16 protein-coding genes are annotated in these 21706 nt (G+C 39.8%); 9 read left to right on the forward strand and 7 right to left on the reverse strand.

Annotated features, from left to right (window positions below; translation table 11 throughout):
- Window positions 1–371: 371 nt before the first annotated feature.
- The 4 genes from CWC18_RS12170 to dnaK form a co-directional block, all read right to left on the reverse strand.
- Window positions 372–1145, reverse strand: coding sequence for a DMT family transporter (locus CWC18_RS12170; RefSeq protein WP_349304803.1), 774 nt, complete (start codon window positions 1143–1145; stop codon window positions 372–374).
- Window positions 1146–1314: 169 nt separating this feature from the next.
- Complete coding sequence (locus tag CWC18_RS12175; RefSeq protein WP_138675348.1) at window positions 1315–1524, reverse strand: hypothetical protein; 210 nt, start codon at window positions 1522–1524, stop codon at window positions 1315–1317.
- A 527-nt stretch (window positions 1525–2051) separates the two neighbouring features.
- Window positions 2052–3182, reverse strand: coding sequence for a molecular chaperone DnaJ (gene dnaJ, locus CWC18_RS12180; RefSeq protein ID WP_138675349.1), 1131 nt, complete (start codon window positions 3180–3182; stop codon window positions 2052–2054).
- A 141-nt stretch (window positions 3183–3323) separates the two neighbouring features.
- Complete coding sequence (gene dnaK, locus CWC18_RS12185; RefSeq protein WP_138675350.1) at window positions 3324–5255, reverse strand: molecular chaperone DnaK; 1932 nt, start codon at window positions 5253–5255, stop codon at window positions 3324–3326.
- Window positions 5256–5482: 227 nt separating this feature from the next.
- Here dnaK and CWC18_RS12190 point away from each other — a divergent pair, with 227 nt between their 5' ends.
- The 4 genes from CWC18_RS12190 to CWC18_RS12205 all read left to right on the forward strand — a co-directional run bounded on the left by CWC18_RS12190 (window position 5483) and on the right by CWC18_RS12205 (window position 9850).
- On the forward strand, window positions 5483–6283 hold the full coding sequence (locus CWC18_RS12190; protein WP_138675351.1) for an acyl-CoA thioesterase: 801 nt from the start codon (window positions 5483–5485) through the stop codon (window positions 6281–6283).
- Window positions 6284–6382: 99 nt separating this feature from the next.
- Complete coding sequence (locus CWC18_RS12195; protein WP_249348177.1) at window positions 6383–7606, forward strand: paraquat-inducible protein A; 1224 nt, start codon at window positions 6383–6385, stop codon at window positions 7604–7606.
- The gene (gene pqiB, locus CWC18_RS12200; protein WP_138590335.1) at window positions 7599–9254 is read left to right on the forward strand and encodes an intermembrane transport protein PqiB; all 1656 of its coding nucleotides are present in this window, start codon (window positions 7599–7601) and stop codon (window positions 9252–9254) included. The genes CWC18_RS12195 and pqiB overlap by 8 nt, the downstream gene beginning before the upstream one ends.
- On the forward strand, window positions 9254–9850 hold the full coding sequence (locus tag CWC18_RS12205; protein ID WP_138675352.1) for a PqiC family protein: 597 nt from the start codon (window positions 9254–9256) through the stop codon (window positions 9848–9850). The genes pqiB and CWC18_RS12205 overlap by 1 nt, the downstream gene beginning before the upstream one ends.
- A gap of 207 nt (window positions 9851–10057) precedes the next feature.
- On the opposite strand, the gene CWC18_RS12210 is transcribed toward CWC18_RS12205, so the two are convergent.
- Window positions 10058–12937 (reverse strand): insulinase family protein, encoded by a 2880-nt coding sequence (locus CWC18_RS12210; protein ID WP_138590332.1) that lies wholly within the window; start codon window positions 12935–12937, stop codon window positions 10058–10060.
- Between the two features lie 106 nt (window positions 12938–13043).
- On the opposite strand from CWC18_RS12210, the gene CWC18_RS12215 reads away from it, so the two are divergent.
- The 3 genes from CWC18_RS12215 to ushA all read left to right on the forward strand — a co-directional run bounded on the left by CWC18_RS12215 (window position 13044) and on the right by ushA (window position 15428).
- Window positions 13044–13469, forward strand: a complete 426-nt coding sequence (locus CWC18_RS12215; RefSeq protein ID WP_138590330.1) for an MAPEG family protein — start codon at window positions 13044–13046, stop codon at window positions 13467–13469.
- A gap of 105 nt (window positions 13470–13574) precedes the next feature.
- Window positions 13575–13760, forward strand: a complete 186-nt coding sequence (locus CWC18_RS12220) for a hypothetical protein (protein WP_138590328.1) — start codon at window positions 13575–13577, stop codon at window positions 13758–13760.
- 69 nt (window positions 13761–13829) lie between these two features.
- Window positions 13830–15428, forward strand: a complete 1599-nt coding sequence (ushA, locus tag CWC18_RS12225) for a bifunctional UDP-sugar hydrolase/5'-nucleotidase UshA (protein ID WP_138590326.1) — start codon at window positions 13830–13832, stop codon at window positions 15426–15428.
- Between the two features lie 78 nt (window positions 15429–15506).
- Here ushA and CWC18_RS12230 read toward each other — a convergent pair whose 3' ends face one another.
- Both CWC18_RS12230 and CWC18_RS12235 read right to left on the reverse strand, forming a co-directional pair.
- Entirely contained in the window at window positions 15507–16400 is an 894-nt protein-coding gene (locus CWC18_RS12230; protein ID WP_249348179.1) for a hypothetical protein, read from the reverse strand.
- 32 nt (window positions 16401–16432) lie between these two features.
- A complete protein-coding gene (locus tag CWC18_RS12235; RefSeq protein ID WP_171041099.1) occupies window positions 16433–17323 on the reverse strand; it encodes a PhnD/SsuA/transferrin family substrate-binding protein in 891 nt (296 codons plus the stop codon).
- A gap of 221 nt (window positions 17324–17544) precedes the next feature.
- On the opposite strand from CWC18_RS12235, the gene CWC18_RS12240 reads away from it, so the two are divergent.
- On the forward strand, window positions 17545–18402 hold the full coding sequence (locus CWC18_RS12240; protein ID WP_138675353.1) for a S1/P1 nuclease: 858 nt from the start codon (window positions 17545–17547) through the stop codon (window positions 18400–18402).
- A gap of 27 nt (window positions 18403–18429) precedes the next feature.
- A complete protein-coding gene (locus CWC18_RS12245; RefSeq protein ID WP_138675354.1) occupies window positions 18430–21549 on the forward strand; it encodes a TonB-dependent receptor in 3120 nt (1039 codons plus the stop codon).
- Window positions 21550–21706 lie beyond the last annotated feature (157 nt).

Consider the following 21706-nt stretch of genomic DNA (forward strand, 5'->3'; position numbering starts at 1 on the left):
TTACGGCATAAAAATTAGATTAGATCAAATACTCAATTAAGTTTTTAACGGCTTTGCTGCTATAAAATCGAAAAAAAGCAGCATAATATACATAAAATCAAGCTATTAAGTTTTAAATATTAAATTTATGTTATTTAGCTTAATTTAGTGAATTAACAGTACGCAGCGATAAATAGGCCTTGAATAGTGTATTCTAAGCAAATAAACCGATAAATCATCTAGCGCTTTTTCAAATTTACCTCTCGCCATTTAAGCCAATTATGACGCCAACTAACAATATCAGTGCACAGACGTGAAACCACATTGCCTAAACAGATCAGTACCAGTCCCATATTCGCATTTAAGCTCCAAACATATCCTTCAAATATGCTCTACATAGCCAAAGCAATGACCGGGGTGCAAACTAAAATATAGGCTGCATTACTCGCACCAATACGATTAACTAATACTAAAAATGCAGTAAAACCGAGTACTGAAGCAGGGACAGCCAAATACAATAAACTGCTGATATACAACATGGTGAACTCAAAATTGAAACTTAATTCTTTTAAAAATATGACAATTAGTAGGCATGCACATCCATATGCCATTGCATAGCTGGTTGCAGTGAAAGGGAGGATCCCTTTGTTTGTATTTTTAACGCTCAACATGTTTCCGATTGAAAAGCACCATGTACCAACCAATGAGTAAAACACACCGTAAAATGTAGCGAGTGACAATTGCAAAGCAGATAGCTCGTTCACAAATAAAAAACCGATGCCAGCCAACCCAAAAAACATACCGAAAAAGAAATTCAGCGTGATAGATTCGCCAAAGAATAGTCGACTGTGAATACTATTAAAAAGTGGCGTAGTTGCCATAAGTAAAGCAACTAACCCACTTGGTATATAAGCAGTAGCGGCATAAAATGCGATGAAGTTGAAGCAAAATAGACTAGCACCTTGTAGTGCAAACCAAATATGATTTTGATAAGACGTAGATTGTAATAACTTCAATAACTTGCCTGCAACTAGCATGATCACAGCAGCAATACAAAACCGATAAAGTATCGACACTTCCAAAGCCACAATGCCGTGCTGCCATTTAATCGCAATCCAAGACAATCCCCAGATACAAACCAATAAAACATATAGAATGAGTGACATAACAGACTCCTAGTAAATAGTGTCACCCATTATCTATGGTGAACCAACTCTGATATCTCACGTTGTTGCCGTCGTTAACACGATCTTGCGGTTATTATCTCCACCTGAAATCGTCACTCGTTGCGAGTATAAAATACTTACGATAAGCTAAATCATAAAATTAAGTAGCTTATCGATTAGTGGATGCCAAACAAAAACCTTCATGCTTCTTCTGCGCAAAGAGGCTGTTCCCATCAATCACATAGCCAGTACTACTTTGCGCTAGCTGCGCATCAGCAAGATCAGCTCTTTTACCCTTACAAGCCATTGCATATGCTTTTAAGTCGATTTTATTGGTCGAAAGCAGTATCGCTATATGCAAAACACCATCAACATTCATTACTATCGTTTTAAATACTGTCTCAGGCTTTAAACAGAGTTGCTAAGCCGCATCATTGGCAAAGTTTACCGAGGTTTCAATCTGCTTAAATTACAACACTTCAAAAAGTATCTGGTGTTTTGACAAGGATTTTATGGCTGGTGTCATAACCTATCCTTAGTGCAATATACGTCTTAATATTCACGACTAGATTAATTCAGACATTAGACTAAAGTCTATAAATGCACCTTTTTTGAAGGTTGGACAATATGCTCAATCGTAACGTTAGAGTTTTATTCTTCATCATTATCGCTTTCTCTGCGATCAATTTTATGGTGACCGAGTATGCTTTATGGACAACAAGTTTAGCTTGTAGCAGTAAATGTGAGGTATTAGGGTGTAAATCTGGAAAACTAATGTTTGGTGAGCGACGTCGATTGATTGGCTGTAAATGCGATAGCAAACAAGACTATCTTGTATTATTAAACTGAACATGTAAAAAACGGTGCACTAGGCACCGCTTTAATTCATGACTTTAGCCATCAAATTTATTTAGTTAAGTCATCAAAGAATTTTTTCACACCGTCGAAGAAGCCTTGTGCTTTCGGGCGGTTTTTGTTGCCTTCAGAGCCCATGCTATCTTCTAGCTGTTTTAAAAGCTCGCGTTGGTGTTCATTCAGGTTAACCGGTGTTTCAATAACAACTTTGCAGATCAAATCACCAACTGCACCACTGCGTACAGACTTAACACCTTTCGCGCGCATACGGAACATTTTACCAGTTTGACTTTCAGAAGGGATCTTCAGGTTAGCACGACCGTCTAATGTCGGTACTTCAATCTCGCCACCCACTGCTGCCGTTGTAAAGCTAATTGGTACTTCACAGTAAAGGTTGTTACCGTCACGAACAAATATCGGGTGTTCTCTTACTGACACTTGTACATACAAATCACCCGCAGGTGCACCATGCATGCCAGCTTCACCTTCACCTGATAAGCGTATACGGTCACCAGTGTCAACACCCGCTGGGATTTTCACAGACAGGGTTTTCGTTTTTTCTACGCGACCTTGACCATGGCACTTATTACAAGGATCTGAAATTGTCTGGCCAGTTCCATTACAGGTTGGACAAGTTTGCTGCACAGCAAAAAAGCCCTGACGCATTTGCACCTGGCCAGCACCGTGACATGTTGAACATGTTTTAGGTTTAGAGCCTGGCTTAGCACCACTGCCATCACATGGTTTACAAGCAACCCATGTAGGTACTTTAATTTCAACTTCTTTGCCACGCACCGCTTCTTCTAAAGAAAGGTCCATGTTGTAACGTAAATCGGCACCACGCTGCTGGCGAGATTGACGACGGCCACCGCCACCACCAAAAATATCACCAAACACATCACCGAAAATATCGCCGAAATCACCTTGACCACCACCATGGCCGCCACCGCCATTTTGATCAAATGCAGCATGGCCATATTGATCATACATTTGACGCTTTTGACTATCAGTCAGTACTTCGTAAGCTTCTTTTACTTCTTTGAATTTAGCTTCGAGTGCAGTATCACCTGCTGTACGGTCTGGGTGATATTTCATTGCTAAGCGTTTATATGCTTTTTTTATGTCACGTTCACTGGCGTCTTTACTCACACCTAGTACGTCGTAATAATCACTTTTTGACATAGTTATCACACTACTCTAATTGGTTGGCAAACAAAGTATCTGCCAAGATGGTAATCTGTAGTTGAGCCCACATTACCAAAATTTACATACACTAAGGGCGCGACAAGCGAAATTCGCCAGCGCGCCCTTACAAGTCAACAATTACTTGTTGTCTTTAACTTCTTCAAACTCGGCATCAACAACATCGTCGTCTTGCTTCGAAGAGCCAGCACCCTGCTGTTGCTCACCAGCTTCAGGACCCGCTTGCTGTGCTTGTGCCTTAGCTTGTGCAATTTCCATTAGCTTTTGTGATTTTTCTGCAAGTGCTTGTACTTTAGCATCGATATCTTCTTTGCTATCACCTTTGATTGCAGTTTCAAGCTCAGTTAAAGCCGCTTCAATTGCTTCTTTATCTGCTGCTGGAAGTTCCTCACCGGCTTCTTCAACTTGCTTACGCGTGCCGTGTAGCATCGCATCAGCTTGGTTGCGTGATGCAACTAATTCTTCAAACTTTTTATCTTCTTCAGCATTTGCTTCTGCATCACGTACCATTTTTTCAATTTCTTCATCATTTAGACCAGAAGAAGCTTGGATTGTGATCTTTTGCTCTTTACCTGTATCTTTATCTTTAGCAGATACATGTAAGATACCATCAGCATCTACATCGAAAGTAACTTCGATTTGCGGTGCACCTCGTTGTGCAGGGCGAATACCTTCAAGGTTGAACTGACCAAGAGACTTGTTATCGCTTGAACGTTTACGCTCACCTTGTAATACGTGGATAGTTACCGCTGACTGATTGTCTTCAGCCGTTGAGAATGTTTGCGATTTCTTAGTAGGAATCGTTGTGTTCTTCTCAATTAGAGCAGTCATAACCTGACCCATAGTCTCGATACCTAGAGACAATGGTGAAACGTCTAGTAATAGTACGTCCTTAACATCACCAGCTAGTACACCACCTTGAACCGCAGCACCAACTGCTACTGCTTCATCAGGGTTTACATCTTTACGCGGCTCTTTACCGAAAAACTCTGTCACTGTAGTTTGTACTAGTGGCATACGTGTTTGACCACCAACAAGGATGATGTCATTCACATCACTTACTGTTAGGTCAGCATCAGCTAGTGCACGCTTAAGCGGCTCGATTGATTGAGTTACTAAGTCTTCAACTAAAGACTCAAGCTTGGCACGAGTAAGCTTCACATTCATATGCTTAGGACCCGTTGCATCAGCCGTTACATAAGGAAGGTTAACTTCTGTATGCTGTGCTGAAGACAATTCGATCTTCGCTTTTTCTGCCGCTTCTTTAACACGTTGCATCGCTAGAGGATCAGTTTTAAGGTCGATACCTTGATCTTTCTTAAACTCATCTACTAGGTAGTTTATTACGCGATTATCGAAATCTTCACCACCAAGGTGCGTGTCACCATTCGTTGCAAGAACTTCGAATGTGTGCTCGCCATCTACTTCATCAATCTCAATGATTGAAATATCGAATGTACCACCACCTAAGTCGTATACAGCAATAACGTTATCGCCTTGCTTTTTGTCCATACCGTATGCAAGAGCAGCAGCTGTTGGTTCGTTAATGATACGCTTAACTTCTAGACCAGCAATACGGCCCGCATCTTTTGTCGCTTGACGCTGTGAATCATTAAAGTACGCAGGTACAGTGATTACGGCTTCTGTTACTTCTTCACCAAGAAAATCTTCAGCTGTTTTCTTCATTTTTTTAAGTACTTCAGCTGAAACCTGTGGTGCAGCACGTTTTTCGCCACGTACTTCTACCCACGCGTCACCGTTATCTGCTTTCGCAATCTTAAATGGCATGATATCGATGTCACGTTGTACTTCTTCGTCTTCAAAACGACGACCGATCAAACGTTTGATTGCAAATAATGTATTTTGTGGGTTTGTAACCGCTTGGCGCTTAGCAGGTTGACCTACAAGCGTTTCACCCTCTGCAGTAAATGCAATAATAGAAGGGGTTGTACGATCGCCCTCTGCGTTTTCGATAACGCGTGCTTTTTCACCATCAAGTACTGCTACACAAGAGTTAGTAGTACCTAAATCGATTCCAATAATTTTACCCATGAATCTTCTCCGACTTCAAAATTCGTTGTTCTGTTTAGATGACTTGTAAATAGGGGCGGTAAAATCTAATTCAACCGTAAAAACAAAAAAAAATGCACTTTTTTTGAAATTTTTTCTATAAACGTCTTTTTTAGGCAAAAAAACATCAACAATAGCGGTTTATTAAACAGGTATGACCAGATATGCTACCCATCATTACAAAAAAACGAATTATATAGGATCCAACAATGACCTTCGATGAAATAATTACTAATCCGCTATTAAAAGCAAGCCCTTGCGAGTTAACATTTCCACAAAATTGGTGTCAAGGCCGTACGGCTTTTGGCGGGCTTTCTGCAGCAATTATGCTGCAAAACATGAAACACCAGCTAACAGATGAACGTCGGTTGCTGTCAATGAGTACTAATTTTGTCGGGCCTCTGTTCGCCGAACAACCGTTTATTTTAGAGACGCAAATACTCCGTAGTGGCAAAAACGCAACTCAAATGTTGTGCACAATTAAACAAGACGCAAAAGTTTGCCTGATTGCGCAAGCCTGCTTTGCAAAAGAACGTGTGTCAAAGGTCAATGTGCCTGTAACTCATCAGCATAATTTGCGCCCAGCTAGCAGCACACACGTGCTGCCCTATCAGGAGAATGTCATGCCAGCATTCTTTCAACATGTTGACCTAAATTTGCAAACCGGTGACATGCCATTTAGTGGTTCGAATAACTCAAATCTAGGTGGCTGGATGCGTTTTAAAAAAGCCCCATCTGATAACCTAAACGAATTACATCTACTTGCATTAGCTGATGCTTGGCCTCCGACTTTATTACAAATGGCCAACTCACCTTCTCCTGCTAGTAGTATGTCTTGGTATATTGAGTTTGTGCAAGAGGTTAATCTCGATAACGATGCATGGTTTGGCTTAGATGCACAAACACACCATGCCGCTAATGGCTATGGTCTAGAAGATGCAAAAATCTATGCACCAGATGGCACGCTGTTAGCAATTAGCAGGCAAACAGTCGCCATCTTTGATATGTGATAACCATTCGCTTTTTGGCTAATTGGCATAACAAAAACAATCACCAAAACAAATTGCACTCATACACACGATGTATCACACTAGAGATATAGTGTGGGTGTGATTGGCTTTATCGTGATAATAGCGTGCAAACAATGTGATAGATTAGTTCAAGTTGAACAGTTAAGTACTCAGCAAAAAGCAACATGTCCAAATTGTGGCGCGCATTTAATTACATGTCGACAAAATCTATCACAATGGAATATGGCATTTGCCATCACTTCTTTATTATTTTTATTTACCAGTCTCTATCCTAGTTTCATTTCTTTTAGTCAACATGGACTAACCCAGCAAATTAGTCTTTGGCAAGCCTGTATATTACTCAGTGAAAAATACAATGCCGTACTCGCAGGTCTCTTTTTGTTTACCATCTTATTGATGCCTGTGTATGTATGCCTATTAACGTTAATTTCTCATAGTAAACTTTGGCCAAAACTCAGGTTAAGTATTGCACGAAAGCTGACAAAGAGCTTTAGCTACATTACCCCTCTTAATTTGGCTGATATATTTTTGGTTGCAGTGCTCGTAAGCGCATTTAAGTTAATGTCGCTGGCTGATCTGACTCTGGGATATGGCTTTTGGGCTTATGTTCTTTTTGTTATTTGCTTTATTGAACTTCTGACATTGGTAGATGAAAGTGAACTTTGGGAGCGTCAACAATGTCAATTTGAACCTGTTGAACATTTATGCGGTCAATCCGCAATGTTAAACAAACTACGCCGCTGTCATATTTGTAACCAATTATCTCACGAAGATACTTGCCCACGGTGCGAAGCAAAAACCTATTTTAGAAAACCTAACTCTATGGAGCGTGCAACTATCTGGATGCTTACAGCACTGATACTATTAATACCAGCCAACCTCCTTCCTATAATGGACACGATAAATTTAGGTCAACATACACCCGCGACGATTTTTTCTGGGATTGTTATTATGTGGAAGTCTGGTTCATACCCGATTGCGAGCTTGATTTTTCTTGCCAGTATCTGCATTCCAATAGTCAAAGCCATATTACTTTTTTACTTAATCGCACAAACAAGCAAGTGCCATTCCCCTAAAAAGGCCAGTCAGTTATATAGGCTGCTTGAGATAATTGGTAAATGGTCCATGATCGACGTATTTGTTGTCATTGTACTCGTGTCATTAGTTCAGTTAGGAAATGTCTTGACTGTTGAGCCAATGATTGGAATAGTCTTCTTTACTACCATGGTGTTATGCCAAATGATCGCCGTACACAGTTTTGACCCTCGAATCCTATGGGATAAATACCACGCATATGAATGAACACGCTAATATTGCAACTAAACCAAAATTTTCAGCGATCTGGCTAGTGCCTGTTATTGCGCTCATCATTACTGCTTGGATGCTTTACCAACACCAAATAAACAAAGGCCACACTATTTTTGTAAAAATGCAAAATGCCGAGGGTATTGTCGCAGGAAAAACCGAAGTAAAAGTGCGCAATGTAAAAGTAGGCGCTGTCGACTCATTGAGGTTACAGCTAGAACAAAATGCCGTTATCGCTCGAGTTCAGATTGACACACATTACGATGATTTATTAACCGAGGACGCTAAGCTTTGGATAGTAAAACCTCGAATTGATGAATCAGGGATCTCAGGTATGAATACATTATTATCGGGTGTTTATTTAGAATTAGAGCCAGGTCAAAGTGAAACTCGCTCTACTTTATTTACATTACAAGACGAACCCGCCCTAATTAGCCCCGATGTAATGGGTAAGCGGTTTAGCCTTACTGCAAATCAGGCTGAAGTACTCGATGTTGGCTCTGGTATCTACTTCAGAAACTATAAGATTGGAAAAATTGAATCAGCTAAATTCAATATCGATGGGCTGACGATGGAGTATGGCATTTTCATATTTGCACCTTATGATAAATTAATCACCACCAATGCAATTTTTTGGGTCAGTGCAGGAGTAAATATTAGCCTCTCGACAGAGGGAATAGATATCTCTACGGGCAGTTTATCAAAGCTTATAAAAGGCGGTATTTCCGTCGATTACCCCCCCAACAGTCTCGCAGCAGAGCAAGCTCCAGCACTTAACCAATATAAACTGCACGAGAGCTTCTCTGCCGCTTTAGAAAAACGGTTTGATAATGCTGATTTCTTTTTGATAGAGTTTGAGCAATCCATAAGAGGGCTCAGGATTGGTGCGCCAGTTGAATATAGGGGGATGCGTATTGGAACAGTTGAACAAGCCCCCGCTCAAATTGAGCGCGATGGCCAGCCGCTTTATTTTCAGCAAGACACCACGTCAGTTCCAGTTTTAATAAAAATTGAATATGGTCGAATTTATGAACAAAGCGAGTTAGCCAAGACATATTGGCAGACTAATATAGAAAAATGGATTAGTAATGGGCTACGAGCATCATTAAAAAGTGGTAACATAGTCACAGGTGCGGTATATATAGAACTAGATTTTTACACTAAAGCGCCACCAGCTCAACTTGTGCAATCTTCTGTTTATCCCGTATTGCCGAGTGTATCGAGTGGATTTACCGCTTTATCTGAACAAGTTACAGATTTACTTAATAAATTAAACGATTTACCTCTGTCAAAAACAATGACAACATTTGACGGAACATTACAGGAATATAGGTTACTTGCAATGGAAATGAATAAACTGATCAGCGAATTTAACAAAAACGATATTGCTGGTGATACAAAAAGCAGTCTTGGTAATATTAACTCAACTCTAAGCCAATTAACCTCTAGCTTAAAACAGTTTGAGAAAACGTTAACCAATTACCAGCAAGGCTCTGGCATGGTTGAACAATTGACAGACACATTAGAAGAATTAGAAAGCCTCTCTAATACACTAAAACCAATATCAAAAGGCTTAACAGAACAACCCAGTATGCTTATTTTTAACAAGCAAAGCCCTGAAGATCCAGAGCCAAGGAAAAAATAATGAAAGGCTTGATCCCCGCGTTCTTCAGTGTACTTTTTGTTGTTGGGTGCACAGGTAATTCAAATAATGGTATCGAGTACTACCAGTTTAATACCAGCACCACAGTGAGCAATAGCTTAGCACCCGATAATACTGTATTGCTTAAGCCCATAAAGATCATTGGCTTATCTGATCAACAGGCCATTGCCCAAATACATAGTAACCATAGCGTATCAATTGCTAACTTTAATTACTGGTCAGAACACCCAAAACATATGTTGTATAAATCCGCACAGCATCTTTTGTCCCAAGCGCTTAATAAATGGCAAGTGATTGACGCACGGGCTGGCGCCTTGCAGTTTCCATATTTTGAAGTCGAAATTCATGTGAGTGACTTTGCAGGACATGAAAAACATGGTGGGATAATTTCGGGCAATTGGTATATTTTTTACTATCGCAATGATCAAAAGAGATTATTAAAAACACAACACTTTGTGGCTTCTCAGCCATTACAAGCAGATGGCTACCCTGCGCTTGTCAATGCCCTCGAAAACAGTTGGATCCAAGTCAATATGGAACTAAAAGCAGAACTAGAAAAAGTACGCGCTGCGCTGTAATAAGCTTTTAGCTTTCCTTTCCTACATTATTTGATATTGCTTTGTTGTTACGTGAAACGTTTATGCTTGGCGTGCCATGAGTTGATGATTGACTTAAATAAACCTGACTCTCTTACAATACGATAAATACCTATGTGCCACTCGCGAGCAATAAATTAAAAACCAGAGCAGCAAGTATTGAATACTCGCTGCCCATACAGTTGAAAGTTATTGCATATCAACTTGCTCATACAAGACACTAAGTGATTTGACAACGGTTTGATTGGGCAATGTTGCAAAAGGCTGATCAGCAAACTTTTCACCACGCATTTGAACATTAATTCTCGCAGCGTCTGGGTTTAACATTGTGTTCTTGTAATATGCCTTAACGTCTTCTAAAGATACCTGCTCAACCGCTTTGATCAACTTATCCTTTGAATCATAGTCGTAGCGCTCTCTGTACCAGTCGTTGATTAACGGGTTAAACTCTTCAGCTAGATTCTTTGGTTCCTCTTTTAATGAAACCAATAGAGCCGTTTTTAAATCAGTAAACGTTTTTTCACTCAGCTGAGTCAAAATCTGTCCATATTCGATTTTAAATGCCTCAAAGCGCTGCTGCATTTTCTCAACACCATTCACTGGAGTCTGAATATACAAACCCATTGCCGAATAATCATCGATACTTTGTGCCGTTGCGCCCACAGCATAAGCTAGCTGCTCCTCTGTACGAAGTACTTCGAAGGCGTGTTGTCTAAAGTGTGATTGCAAGACTAACCCTTGTGCTTTTTGTGGATATCCAGGGACTGGGTGAACATGCATATCAACAATTGCGACATCAGCAACCGTTATGTCTTCTTGCCAAACAAGTGTTTGTCCTTGCTTAGGCAACACATATTGTGAACGAGTGTAGCTGGTTACTTTTTTCGGTTCAGGTAACGCGAGGTTAATCTCAGTCGAAATTGCTTCAACTTCCTCTTGGCTATAATTCCCATAGCTAAATACCCGAATATTATTTTCAGTTAATGTTTTTCTTTGCAACTGGATAAAATCCATAACGGTAATTTCATCTAGTGCTTTTAGCTTTTGTGAAAGGTTGAAGCCCCCTGAGCGAATCATGTCAGAGTATTGGCCAAAAGCCTGACGAAATGGGAACTGCTTTTGCGCATTCATTAAGCCCCGGCGGTACCTATCGACAGCCTGCGCAAACATGGTTTTATTTACTGAAATTTCAATATTTTTAAGCGCATGACTTATCAAAACAGGTTGTTTATCCGTAAATCCTGACACAGATAAGATCAAGCCATTGCCTGGCGCCAAACCCACTGACATACCAGCCACACTTGCCTCGGTGATCAGCCGACTTTGTTGCAATGAAAACAAGTCAGCCCACAGTTGCATCGCAATGGCATGCTTTACATTACTTAGCGGTTCAGCAGTATTAATGAAAATATCCACTGAGCCTTTTGGCTGATGTGCGAAGCGCTCGCTAGCTGCATGCCATACAGTCACTCTTTCATCTTTATAAACCTCAGATACGCCATTACGTGCTTGCTCGGAGGTGGTTTTAATATCAAAGTTTTGTGGTAATAAACGATTTACTGTTGGCAATTCCAAGTTTAAATCTGACGGTTGATACCATTGAGCAATGTCGTCATCAGTTATTGCTGAAATCTTATATTTACCATCATAGAAATGTAAATCACTGTCCGACGGTTCTTGCTGGCTGATATACCAAACCCTAAGTCGCTCAGGAGTTAGCTGTTTAAGCACATTATTTACTGCGGTTGCATCAAATTTTGCATAGTAAAAATCCGAATTAAGCACATGATTTAATGGAACTTTTTGCATGCTATCAGCAACGCTACTGACGTAGCTAAATTCATCTCCTTTTTCAAGAAATTGAAACTCATTACTTAATGATGTACTGATTTCATCGAAGTATTTGTCGTTCACTCCTTCTTTTTTTATTAACTCAATATACTGCATAACAGCAGATATAATGTCGCTACGATGGTCCATACCAGAATCAGTTACATTGATATCAATCGTTAGTGAGCCATAATTGCCATACATACTAGGACTGGCGTAAGCCGTTAAACTCGATATCCACCCTTTATCTTTCATTACCTGTGCTGGCCCGCCTGCCATTTCATTACTTAGTAAGTAAGTCACAAAGTAATTAGGTTTTACGGCAAAATCACCACTGTTATTGTCAATAGTAAAATCAATCTTAAGCTGCTTCACATCTTCATTAGGAACATAATGGATGAGCTTCTTGCCGACTTTGCTAAACTCGATAGATTTCGAAACTTCAGGCTTATCAATGTGCTTATTCTTTATGGTAGAAAAATACTTTTTCGCCTTTTTGGCCATATCAGCAGTCGACTCATTTGAGATCATCGCCACCTTCATGATATTTGATGAATAATAACGCTCATAAAAAGCCACGGTTTCTTCATGTAAACTACTGTTTTTTTTGTCACCTAGAGTCTCTAGGTTACCAATTAGGAAGCGGTTTGCTGGATGATCCCCATACATGCTTCTTGCGAGTTTAAACTGACCAAAGAAGTCCATTTCACGACGCATAGACCACTCTGCGTTTACGGCGTTTTTTTCTTTGTCTGTATATTCTGGGTATAGCTTAGGCGCTTTAAAAAAATCAGAGAATCGGTCCAACCCTTCATCATAGGCATCGTTATTGACCTTGAACATATAGTTGGTTATGTCGAGCCAAGTGTAGGCATTATGTGTACCACCATTGTTGGTCATGAAGTTCGTATAACCTTTAGAGTCAGGGTAACGTTCAGTGCCAAGAAATAACATATGTTCTAAATAGTGTGCCATCCCCTGTTGTGTCATCGGATCATGGAGTAATCCAACACCAACACTCAACGCAGCTGCTGACTTTTCAACTTTAGGATCTGAGATTAATAATACGTCGATGCCATTTTCAAGGCGCATTGTTTGATACTGTCTATCATCGTTAGGACTCACGACCAAAGACTCAGCAACCAACGCCGAAGATGGACTATTAAGCCTTGGAGAAGTTGTCCCACAGCCAGTCATAACCAAAAGTGATAGCGCACTTACTGTAAATAATCGTCTCATATTTTATCCATAAATAGGTTCTTATACCCCATATTCTTTATTTACTTGCCAATTTGCAATCACAAATGTACTTTGATTGTAACTGTGTGTAAAAAGGCGATTTAATATGCATCACCCTGCGTTATTTTTGGTCATACTGGCTATGTTTTTACAAGTACTACTCACTATTGTGGTGATGTTCATTATGGGACGCCGCCGATTTACAGCACACAAAACTAAAGCAATACCGAGTCATGCTTTTAAAACCATGGATTTAGACAACGCACCTGAAAGTGTTGTTGTTGCCGGTAGAAATTTTAGCAACCAATTTGAAATGCCTAACTTGTTTTTCGTAGCCTGTTTACTCGCAATTTCCCTTAATAACACATCGTTGTTCTTTGCTGTCGTCAGTGTATTATTCGTAGTTTCTAGAATAGTGCATAGCTATGTACACCTGAACGGTAATTTTATCGTTGCCCGCTTTTGTGTGTTTTTGGTCGGTTGTGCATTACTAATTATTCAATGGATCACATTGATGGTCACACTTTTATAACATAATAATATAAAAAATCATCATTTAGTAACGCATTGTTCTTTTTCTATTCGTTATATTTGATAGGATAACCGCGTCAATAAAAACTGAAAGGGGCTTAATAGGATGAATAACGATAAGGAAATATGCGATTTTGGTTTGCATCAAGGTGAACCATATACTGCGCTACCCGCTACATTTTTAAACTGGATGATAGAAACCAATCATAACAAATCACATTTTGCTAAAAATGAGCTAGAACGGCGTATTATTGCTGTAGAAAATACTTTTCGAGACTCAAAAAATCTCTGATCAGACGTTTCTTCTTAGAGCTTTTAGTTTAAACTAGAGCATAACTATTTTATTCGACTAAATTATATTATGCGCATAACTTTGTTAGCTAGTTGTTTGCTTCTATCAGCATGCAACATATCGCCAACCATCTCTGAAAAAGCCTTAGAACAAGAGGTTCAATACCTTACTATATTACATACAAACGATAATCACGGTCGTTTCTGGCACAACGAAAATGGTGAATATGGCATGGCTGCGCGCAAAACCTTAATAGATAAATTAAGGCGTGACGCAGCAAAAAATGGCCATACCGTATTATTATTATCTGGCGGAGACATTAACACAGGGATCCCTGAGTCAGATCTTCAAAAAGCAGAACCCGATTTTAAAGGTATGAGCCTAATAGGGTATGATGCGATGGCTATCGGCAATCATGAATTTGATAACCCATTAAGTGTACTCGATAAACAAATTAAATGGTCTAACTTCCCGCTGCTGTCGGCCAATATTGTCCACAAAAAAGATGGTTCTCATGCATATCAACCCTATACCGTGCTTAACCGAAATGGGCTAAATATTGGAATTGTTGGGCTAACAACGACTGATACCGCAAAAATTGCTAATCCACTATACATTGGCCATTTAGATTTTGTTGAACCCGCTTCAATAACAGAAAAAGTGACCGATGAAATCCGCGCCAAACACAGCATTGATGTCATGATAGCCGTGACTCATATGGGCCACTATCACGATGCGGCCTATGGCATTAATGCACCTGGAGACGTCACATTAGCACGTTCATTAAAACCAGGTACGCTTGATATGATCATTGGAGGCCACTCGCAAGAACCGATTTGTGTTACGCAAACTGGTGAAGCTGATAATGAATTTACAGCGGGAAAAGCATGTAAACCTGATCAACAAAATGGTACATGGATCATGCAAGCTCACGAATGGGGTAAGTATGTTGGTAAAGCACAGTTCAAAATAGCAGGCGGTGAAAAAACGCTACTTAGCTATGAGCTGATCCCCGTCAACCTCAAAGATTCAGAAGGTCACTATATTCAGCAGCATATAGAACCAGACCCTGCACTCTATGCATTTCTAAAGCCATATCAAAACATAGGTGAACAACAATTAGCTGATAGCGTAGGATCGGTTGATACATTTTTAGATGGAAGACGTGATACCGTCAGGTTTAAACAAAGTAATTTAGCCAACCTTATCATAAAAGCACAAATGGCAGCTGTAGGCGCCGACTTTGGGCTAATAAGTGGTGGAGGTATTAGGCACAGTATAAAAGCGGGTAATATTACCTATAAAGATGTACTTAAAGTACACCCTTTTAAAAACCGCATCACCAAGGTGACTTTTACTGGGGCTGAATTATATGAATACTTAAATATCGTAACCCGATTCCCAGCTGATTCAGGCTCTTATTTGCAATATCATGGCATAAGTTTTGAACTAAGCAAAGGTATACTCAGTAATGTAAAAGTGAATGGTAAGCAGCTGAAACAAGATCACACTTACACCATGAGTATAAATAGCTACAATGCAGCCGGTGGTGATGGGTACCCTTTATTAAGTAAAAAAGAGGGTTTTGAGTCGAGTAGCACAACTGACGCACAAGCACTAAAAGACTACTTAGAAAAGAACTCGCCAATAATCGCTGAGTTACTATAAAATACGACTCCTTATGATGGCAGTATATAAAAGCTATGCTGCTGTCACACCTTTTAGTCTTGGTGTTCCCAATCCAGCCTACTTTCCAATTAATTCAATGTCAGTTAGCGCCACATTTATTAACCCATAGCTGTGAATTTTTGAACGTGACCCTTCACCGTGTGCTTTTGGTGGGTAGTACTTTGCTTTTAGCTCAATATGCTCTGCCATGACATCGTCTAAGGCCGCTCTAATTTCACTTAACGTCTTTTCTAAACTAGAAGAGAAATTAGGTCTCTTTCGTATGGTATGCCCCAAAGCAATCAGCCGGTGAAAATATTTGTCTGCGATATCGATTAATTCGTCAGGCACATCTTTATTTTGGTTTAATACCACATCAGGGTGTGACTCACAGTACTCAACCAGTGCCAAGTAGAAGCATAATGGCTTATTCGCTAATTTCACCGCATCTTGCTTACGGCTATTAAGCATAATAGTTTTAGAATATAAATCGACAACCAACTTTTTTGGCAACTCTGTTTTATCTTTATGCTGTGGCCTACTCGCACGTGTTCTTGCAACGCTGATATTTACCCAACCATAGAATGCAGTATTTAACAAAGCGAGAATAAAAGGCACAATATACGCAGATTTCACATGCGCATCATCAATAGCGAACGATACATACACATCGCGATGAGCATCAACCAACTTTTTCACCATGATATTATCAGTACTGTCAACATGCTCAATACTTACTTTTTGTAACTGTATGCGTGCATCTTGTCTTACAAGTACCGCATTTATTTTACCTATATACGATTCAACAACAGAGGTATTTCCCGAATAACTGAAAAAAGGGTCCGCAATCGGTAATGTATTGATATCAAGTGCCACACGCGTTACAACCTGAGATGCTTGTTTCTTAATATCATGTTTTATTTGATAAGTTTGTGACAGGTAAAATATCGATAAGAATAATATTAGGGCCATTGTAAATACAATTATGTTCTTACTGTGTGACATTACAAGCCCTCTTCAACAAAGTAATAGGGTAATGAAACACATTGCCAGTAATTTTGTAATGATTCAAAGTAGGAAGAGCTTTGCGACTTTGCTATTAAACTGATCACAGACTGTAATTCACATGCTAGATCTGTATTTTCATCATTCATCTTCAAAAACCAACGACTACCGATAATCTCTCCACTAATAGGGGTAATATAATTATTAGAGAAACGTTTTTGATCATCTTTTCTCCAATAAGAAGAGATCAAGTCAATTTCTCCACGAGCAAGTTTGTCCCGCAATGCTTTGTGGGTGCTCGCATAGACTATGTCCAATGCATCTAAGTCTATATCTAAAGTTTTAAACACTTGTTTTGGCAAAATATGACCGGAACGGCTCGTTGGATAGTCTAATAATCCGATTCTTTTATCTAAAAAGTAGGCTTTATCCAATTTTGGTTTTTCTTTATTCGAAATAAAAAAAGCAGTGTAGTTTTGATAGCCAATAATTGGTCGATAATTATGGGTAGACTCTGCCATTAATGCTTGCATGACATTCTCTTTACTTAACACAACATCGGCAACGCCTTTAGCTAGAAATTCAATTTGCTCAGCTAAATTGCCTCCCCAATACAATTCAACATACCCATACTGTTTTGCAACTACTTTATTCGTGCATAATGGGGTTTTTAGTGCGACGGCAAGTCTTTCTATAGGAACATGCACCCGTAATACTGATTTATTAGCAATAGACGAAGTTTGACATTGATAAGAATGTGTCAATACATGATCAACATCTTGAATTTGAGATTGACTAAGCGCTCCCCCTAATAGCCAGCTGATCAGGGTGGATAGAAACAATAATGTAACAATCGTAGATTTATTAGTTAAAATGTTATTATGTATCAAGAGTATTTTATTCTTATATTGCCAACTTACTCATTAAACCAATATTCTTTACTCATTACAATAAGTAAATTTACTAAATGAATATAAACCTATGAATTGCATACTTTATTAATAAGAAATTATGAATCTTTTTAAGTCCTTTTTATTTCTTGAAAAATACGGACAATTGACCTTATTGAAAAGCCGTCGTTGGCTATTTTTTAATAATGAAGAAAACACATATGTTAGTTAAAAAGCTCTCTGTAATCGCACTTGTAGGCGCCCTATCTAGTTCGTTTAATGCTGTCGCATGGGGGCAAAACGGCCACCGTATTATTGGGAAGGTTGCTGAAGAGCACTTAACAACAGCCACAGTAAAAGCTTTGACTCCCCTGCTTGAAGAAAGTTCATTAGCACAAGTGTCAACTTGGGCTGATGAAATGCGCTCTAACAACAGTGAGTTCTGGCGTAAAAAGTCGACAAAATGGCATTATATTAATGTTAAAGACGCGACAAAAATGCACTCTCACATTGATCATTCAATCAATTCCAAAGAACAAGTAAAAAATATTCTCGATGGTATCTATTACGGTATTAACACACTTCAATCTGACGCTACATCAATTGACGAAAAACGCTTCGCGTTACGCTTTTTGGTGCATTTAGTTGGCGATAGCCATCAACCTTTCCATGCCGGTCGCGGTGAAGACCATGGCGGAAATTTGATCAAAGTGACTTTTTTTGGGGATAAAACAAACCTCCACTCCACCTGGGACACTCGCTTAATTGAAAATGAGCGTCTATCTTACAGTGAGTTTGCAGAATTCATAAAAACGTCAAATAAAACGATTATAAGTGATTACCTTAATAGTGAGCCGGCTGACTGGCTATTAGAAAGCCATCATATTTCAGATAAAGTATATAACTTAAATGAAACTGAAATAAGTTATGGGTACATTTATAAGTACATGCCAACCGTAAGAATTCGTTTGCAACAAGGTGGTATACGACTGGCTGGCTTACTTAACCAAATTTTTGACAAAAACGCAGCGCCATTAAAAGAGGCACTCAAGACTTCTAACGTCGTCGCTGTAAAATAAACCAATCAAAACACGGGAAACAACATAATGAAAACTCTATTGCGCAAAACAGCTCTGTCTCTTGCTATTGCAGCAAGTATTGGTGCAAGTGGCGCTGCATTTGCTAACGACACAGCTTCAGCAATGAAAGGTCAAATCGTTGGTCCACAAGGCAACCCTGCAGCTGGTACGAAAGTAACTATTATTCACACGCCTTCAGGCTCAGTAAAAACCGCAGTAGTCAACGAAAGTGGGTCTTTCTCTGCAAAAGGCCTACGCGTTGGTGGCCCTTACCAAGTGATTGTTGATTCAGATTCGTTTCAGGATACTTTGGTAGAAGACATTTATTTGTCATTAGGTAAAACCTATCCAGTAACCGTACAGCTTAAATTACAACAAGATATCGAACAAATTGTTGTAACTGGTCGACCTATTACCATGCAATCTGGTGGCACAGGCCCTGCTACACACTTCTCTCTAGCAGATTTGCAAGAAAAGCCTGCTATAAACCGTGATATAAAAGACATTGTTCGTACTGATCCACGTATTTATGTTGATGAAAGTAGCTCAGGTGCCATTCAATGCGCCGGCGGTAACCCGCGTTTTAACAGCTTGACGGTTGACGGTATGCGTATGAACGATAACTTCGGTTTAAACCGAAATGGCTATCCGACAGAGCGCATGCCTTTCTCTTTCGATTCAATTGCACAAGTCGCCGTTGAGTTAGCACCATTTGATGTGCAATATGGTGGTTTTACCTCGTGTAATATCAACGCAGTTACAAAATCTGGTACCAACACACTGTCTGGCGGCGTCTTTTTCGATTACACAAATGACTCTCTTTCAGGCGATAAAATTGATGGTAAAACACAAGATATAGGTAACTATAACGAAAAACGTTACGGCTTTAACTTGGGTATGCCACTGGTTGAAGACACCTTATTCCTATTTACCAGCTATGAAAAATTAGAAGGCGCACAAGTATTTGAATATGCACCGTTGGCTAACGGCAAAATAAGCCAAGCTACAATTGACCGAATTGCGGCAATTTCTCAAGATAAGTATGGCTACGATGCAGGTTCTTTAGTCCCAAGTATGCCTGTCGAAGATGAAAAAGTTCTTGTTAAACTAGACTGGAACATCAACGACGAGCACCGTGCAAGCTTTGTTTATAACTATAACGATGGCTTTACACTTTCTCAGTCAGACAGCGGTTCTTCTCGTATTTCATTGTCTAACCACTTCTACGAGCGTGGAGCTGAGTTACAATCATTTGTGAGCTCATTGTATTCAGATTGGAGCGATGTATTTTCAACGGAAGTACGCATAGGCTATTCAGAGCTAGATAACCGCCAGATTTCTTTAGATAGAACATCAGGTTTCGGTGAGTTTAGAATTGATACAGGTGACGTTGACGTTTACCTTGGCCCGGATGATTCACGTCAAGCGAACAAACTAAAATATGATAACCTGTCAATCAAACTCGCTGGTACCTATTACCTTGATGACCACGAGCTATCATTCGGTTATGAGCGTGAAGAGTTAGACGTATTCAATATGTTCGTGCAACATAATGAAGGTGAACATCGTTTTGGCAGCATTGAAGACTTCGAGAATGGTATCGCGCGTGTTTATTACGGTAATGCATCGTCACACAACCCGGTAGACGCAGCGGGTGAGTTCAAATATGCTCTAAACACAGTATATGCTCAAGATAAGTTCGATTTAATTGATTACGACATCACACTGACAGCCGGCTTACGCTATGACTGGTATACCAGCGACGACGTACCAGCATACAATCCTAACTTTCAAGAGCGTTTCGGTTTCTCTAACCAACAGAACCTAGACGGTGTTGACCTAATTCAACCTCGTTTTGGTTTTAACTGGATCTACGATGAGCAATTAGAGCTTCGTGGTGGCTTCGGTCTGTACTCTGGCGGTAACCCGAATGTGTGGATCTCTAATAGTTATTCAAACGATGGGGTTCGTAACATCCAAGAAAGTGCGCGTAATGTTCAACTGTTAGGCCCTGATGCAGTCGCGTTTGTAAACGGTGGCAAAGCCGGATTCGACATTCCATTAGACCTATATAACTCGGTTGGCTCTGGCAGTGCCGATGACAGCACAAATGTGACAGATCCTAACTTTAAACTACCATCTGAGTGGAAGTATTCATTAGGGGCTACTTACGTCACTGAATCTGATTTCGTCTTTACTGTAGATTATTTGTATACAGATAAAAAAGACTCTGCGCTTATTCGCAACTTAACGTTAGCAAGTGATGAGACAGCACCAGACGGACGCCCTATTTACAATGATAGCATCCACTCTCGTAAGTCGGACTTATTGTTAACTAACGTTTCAGGTGCTGATGCATACACACATGTTTTATCATTTGGCATGAATAAATCTTTCGATAACGGTATCGACATTGCTCTTTCTTATGCATATACCAAATCGAATGATGTTCACCCGATGACGAGCTCTGTGGCATTCTCTAACTTCCATGGTATTGCTACGCATGATCCGCAAAACCCAGGTGTATCTACCTCAAATTATGAAATCCCACATCGTGCCACCATGTCACTGTCTTATAAGCACCAGTTCATCGATGGGTTAGACACCAAGTTTAGCCTGTTCGGTCAAGCTGCTAAAACCAATCCTTACTCTTATACATTCGATAACACGGGTATGTTTGGTTATGCCGATAACAAGCGCGACCTATTGTATGTACCTCGAGATAATGATGGATTAGTTGAATATGGTTTCCACACAAATGACCAAGGTGAAGAAGTTCCGTTCCAAAAAGCCGACTTTGACAAATGGGTTGAACGTGAAGGCTTAACACGCGGTGACATTCAAGGTCGTAATTCACAAGATGGCGACTGGTGGGTCACGTTTGATTTAAAAGTTGAACAAGAATTTGGTGGATTTGCCGATGGCCATAAAGGCTCTGCATTCTTTGTTATTAAAAACGTAGGTAACCTGCTTAACGACAACTGGGGTACGTTAAACACAGGTAGTGCAATGCAAAACGCCGTGACAGCATCAATTAACGACAATGGCAAATATGTTTTTGAAGAGTTTAATTACCCTTCAGGCACTGACTTTGAGGTGAGACCCTCACTTTATGAAATTCGCCTTGGGGTTAAATACGACTTTTAATTTTTTCGAGTCAAGGATATGACTCACTCTTAAAATTCAGTACAGATAATACGGCTAATGTACCTATAAAGGCATTAGCCGTATTTTATGCGCCATTTAAAATTGGCTAATTACTGTACTGGGTTTGATTACACCTGTTGTAGATAAAAACATCTGC

Source organism: Pseudoalteromonas aurantia, assembly GCF_005886875.1.
In the GTDB taxonomy this organism is placed as follows: Bacteria; Pseudomonadota; Gammaproteobacteria; order Enterobacterales; family Alteromonadaceae; genus Pseudoalteromonas; species Pseudoalteromonas aurantia_A.

What these genes read in the sequence shown, in the direction of transcription:
- CWC18_RS12215 (WP_138590330.1), top strand. Translation starts at nt 13,044, where the DNA reads ATGCATCACCCTGCGTTATTTTTGGTCATACTGGCTATGTTTTTACAA.
- CWC18_RS12190 (WP_138675351.1), top strand. Translation starts at nt 5,483, where the DNA reads ATGACCTTCGATGAAATAATTACTAATCCGCTATTAAAAGCAAGCCCT.
- CWC18_RS12170 (WP_349304803.1), bottom strand. Translation starts at nt 1,145, where the DNA reads ATGTCACTCATTCTATATGTTTTATTGGTTTGTATCTGGGGATTGTCT.
- pqiB (WP_138590335.1), top strand. Translation starts at nt 7,599, where the DNA reads ATGAATGAACACGCTAATATTGCAACTAAACCAAAATTTTCAGCGATC.
- CWC18_RS12205 (WP_138675352.1), top strand. Translation starts at nt 9,254, where the DNA reads ATGAAAGGCTTGATCCCCGCGTTCTTCAGTGTACTTTTTGTTGTTGGG.
- CWC18_RS12240 (WP_138675353.1), top strand. Translation starts at nt 17,545, where the DNA reads ATGTTAGTTAAAAAGCTCTCTGTAATCGCACTTGTAGGCGCCCTATCT.
- dnaJ (WP_138675349.1), bottom strand. Translation starts at nt 3,182, where the DNA reads ATGTCAAAAAGTGATTATTACGACGTACTAGGTGTGAGTAAAGACGCC.
- dnaK (WP_138675350.1), bottom strand. Translation starts at nt 5,255, where the DNA reads ATGGGTAAAATTATTGGAATCGATTTAGGTACTACTAACTCTTGTGTA.
- CWC18_RS12245 (WP_138675354.1), top strand. Translation starts at nt 18,430, where the DNA reads ATGAAAACTCTATTGCGCAAAACAGCTCTGTCTCTTGCTATTGCAGCA.
- ushA (WP_138590326.1), top strand. Translation starts at nt 13,830, where the DNA reads ATGCGCATAACTTTGTTAGCTAGTTGTTTGCTTCTATCAGCATGCAAC.
- CWC18_RS12220 (WP_138590328.1), top strand. Translation starts at nt 13,575, where the DNA reads ATGAATAACGATAAGGAAATATGCGATTTTGGTTTGCATCAAGGTGAA.
- CWC18_RS12230 (WP_249348179.1), bottom strand. Translation starts at nt 16,400, where the DNA reads ATGGCCCTAATATTATTCTTATCGATATTTTACCTGTCACAAACTTAT.
- CWC18_RS12175 (WP_138675348.1), bottom strand. Translation starts at nt 1,524, where the DNA reads ATGAATGTTGATGGTGTTTTGCATATAGCGATACTGCTTTCGACCAAT.
- CWC18_RS12210 (WP_138590332.1), bottom strand. Translation starts at nt 12,937, where the DNA reads ATGAGACGATTATTTACAGTAAGTGCGCTATCACTTTTGGTTATGACT.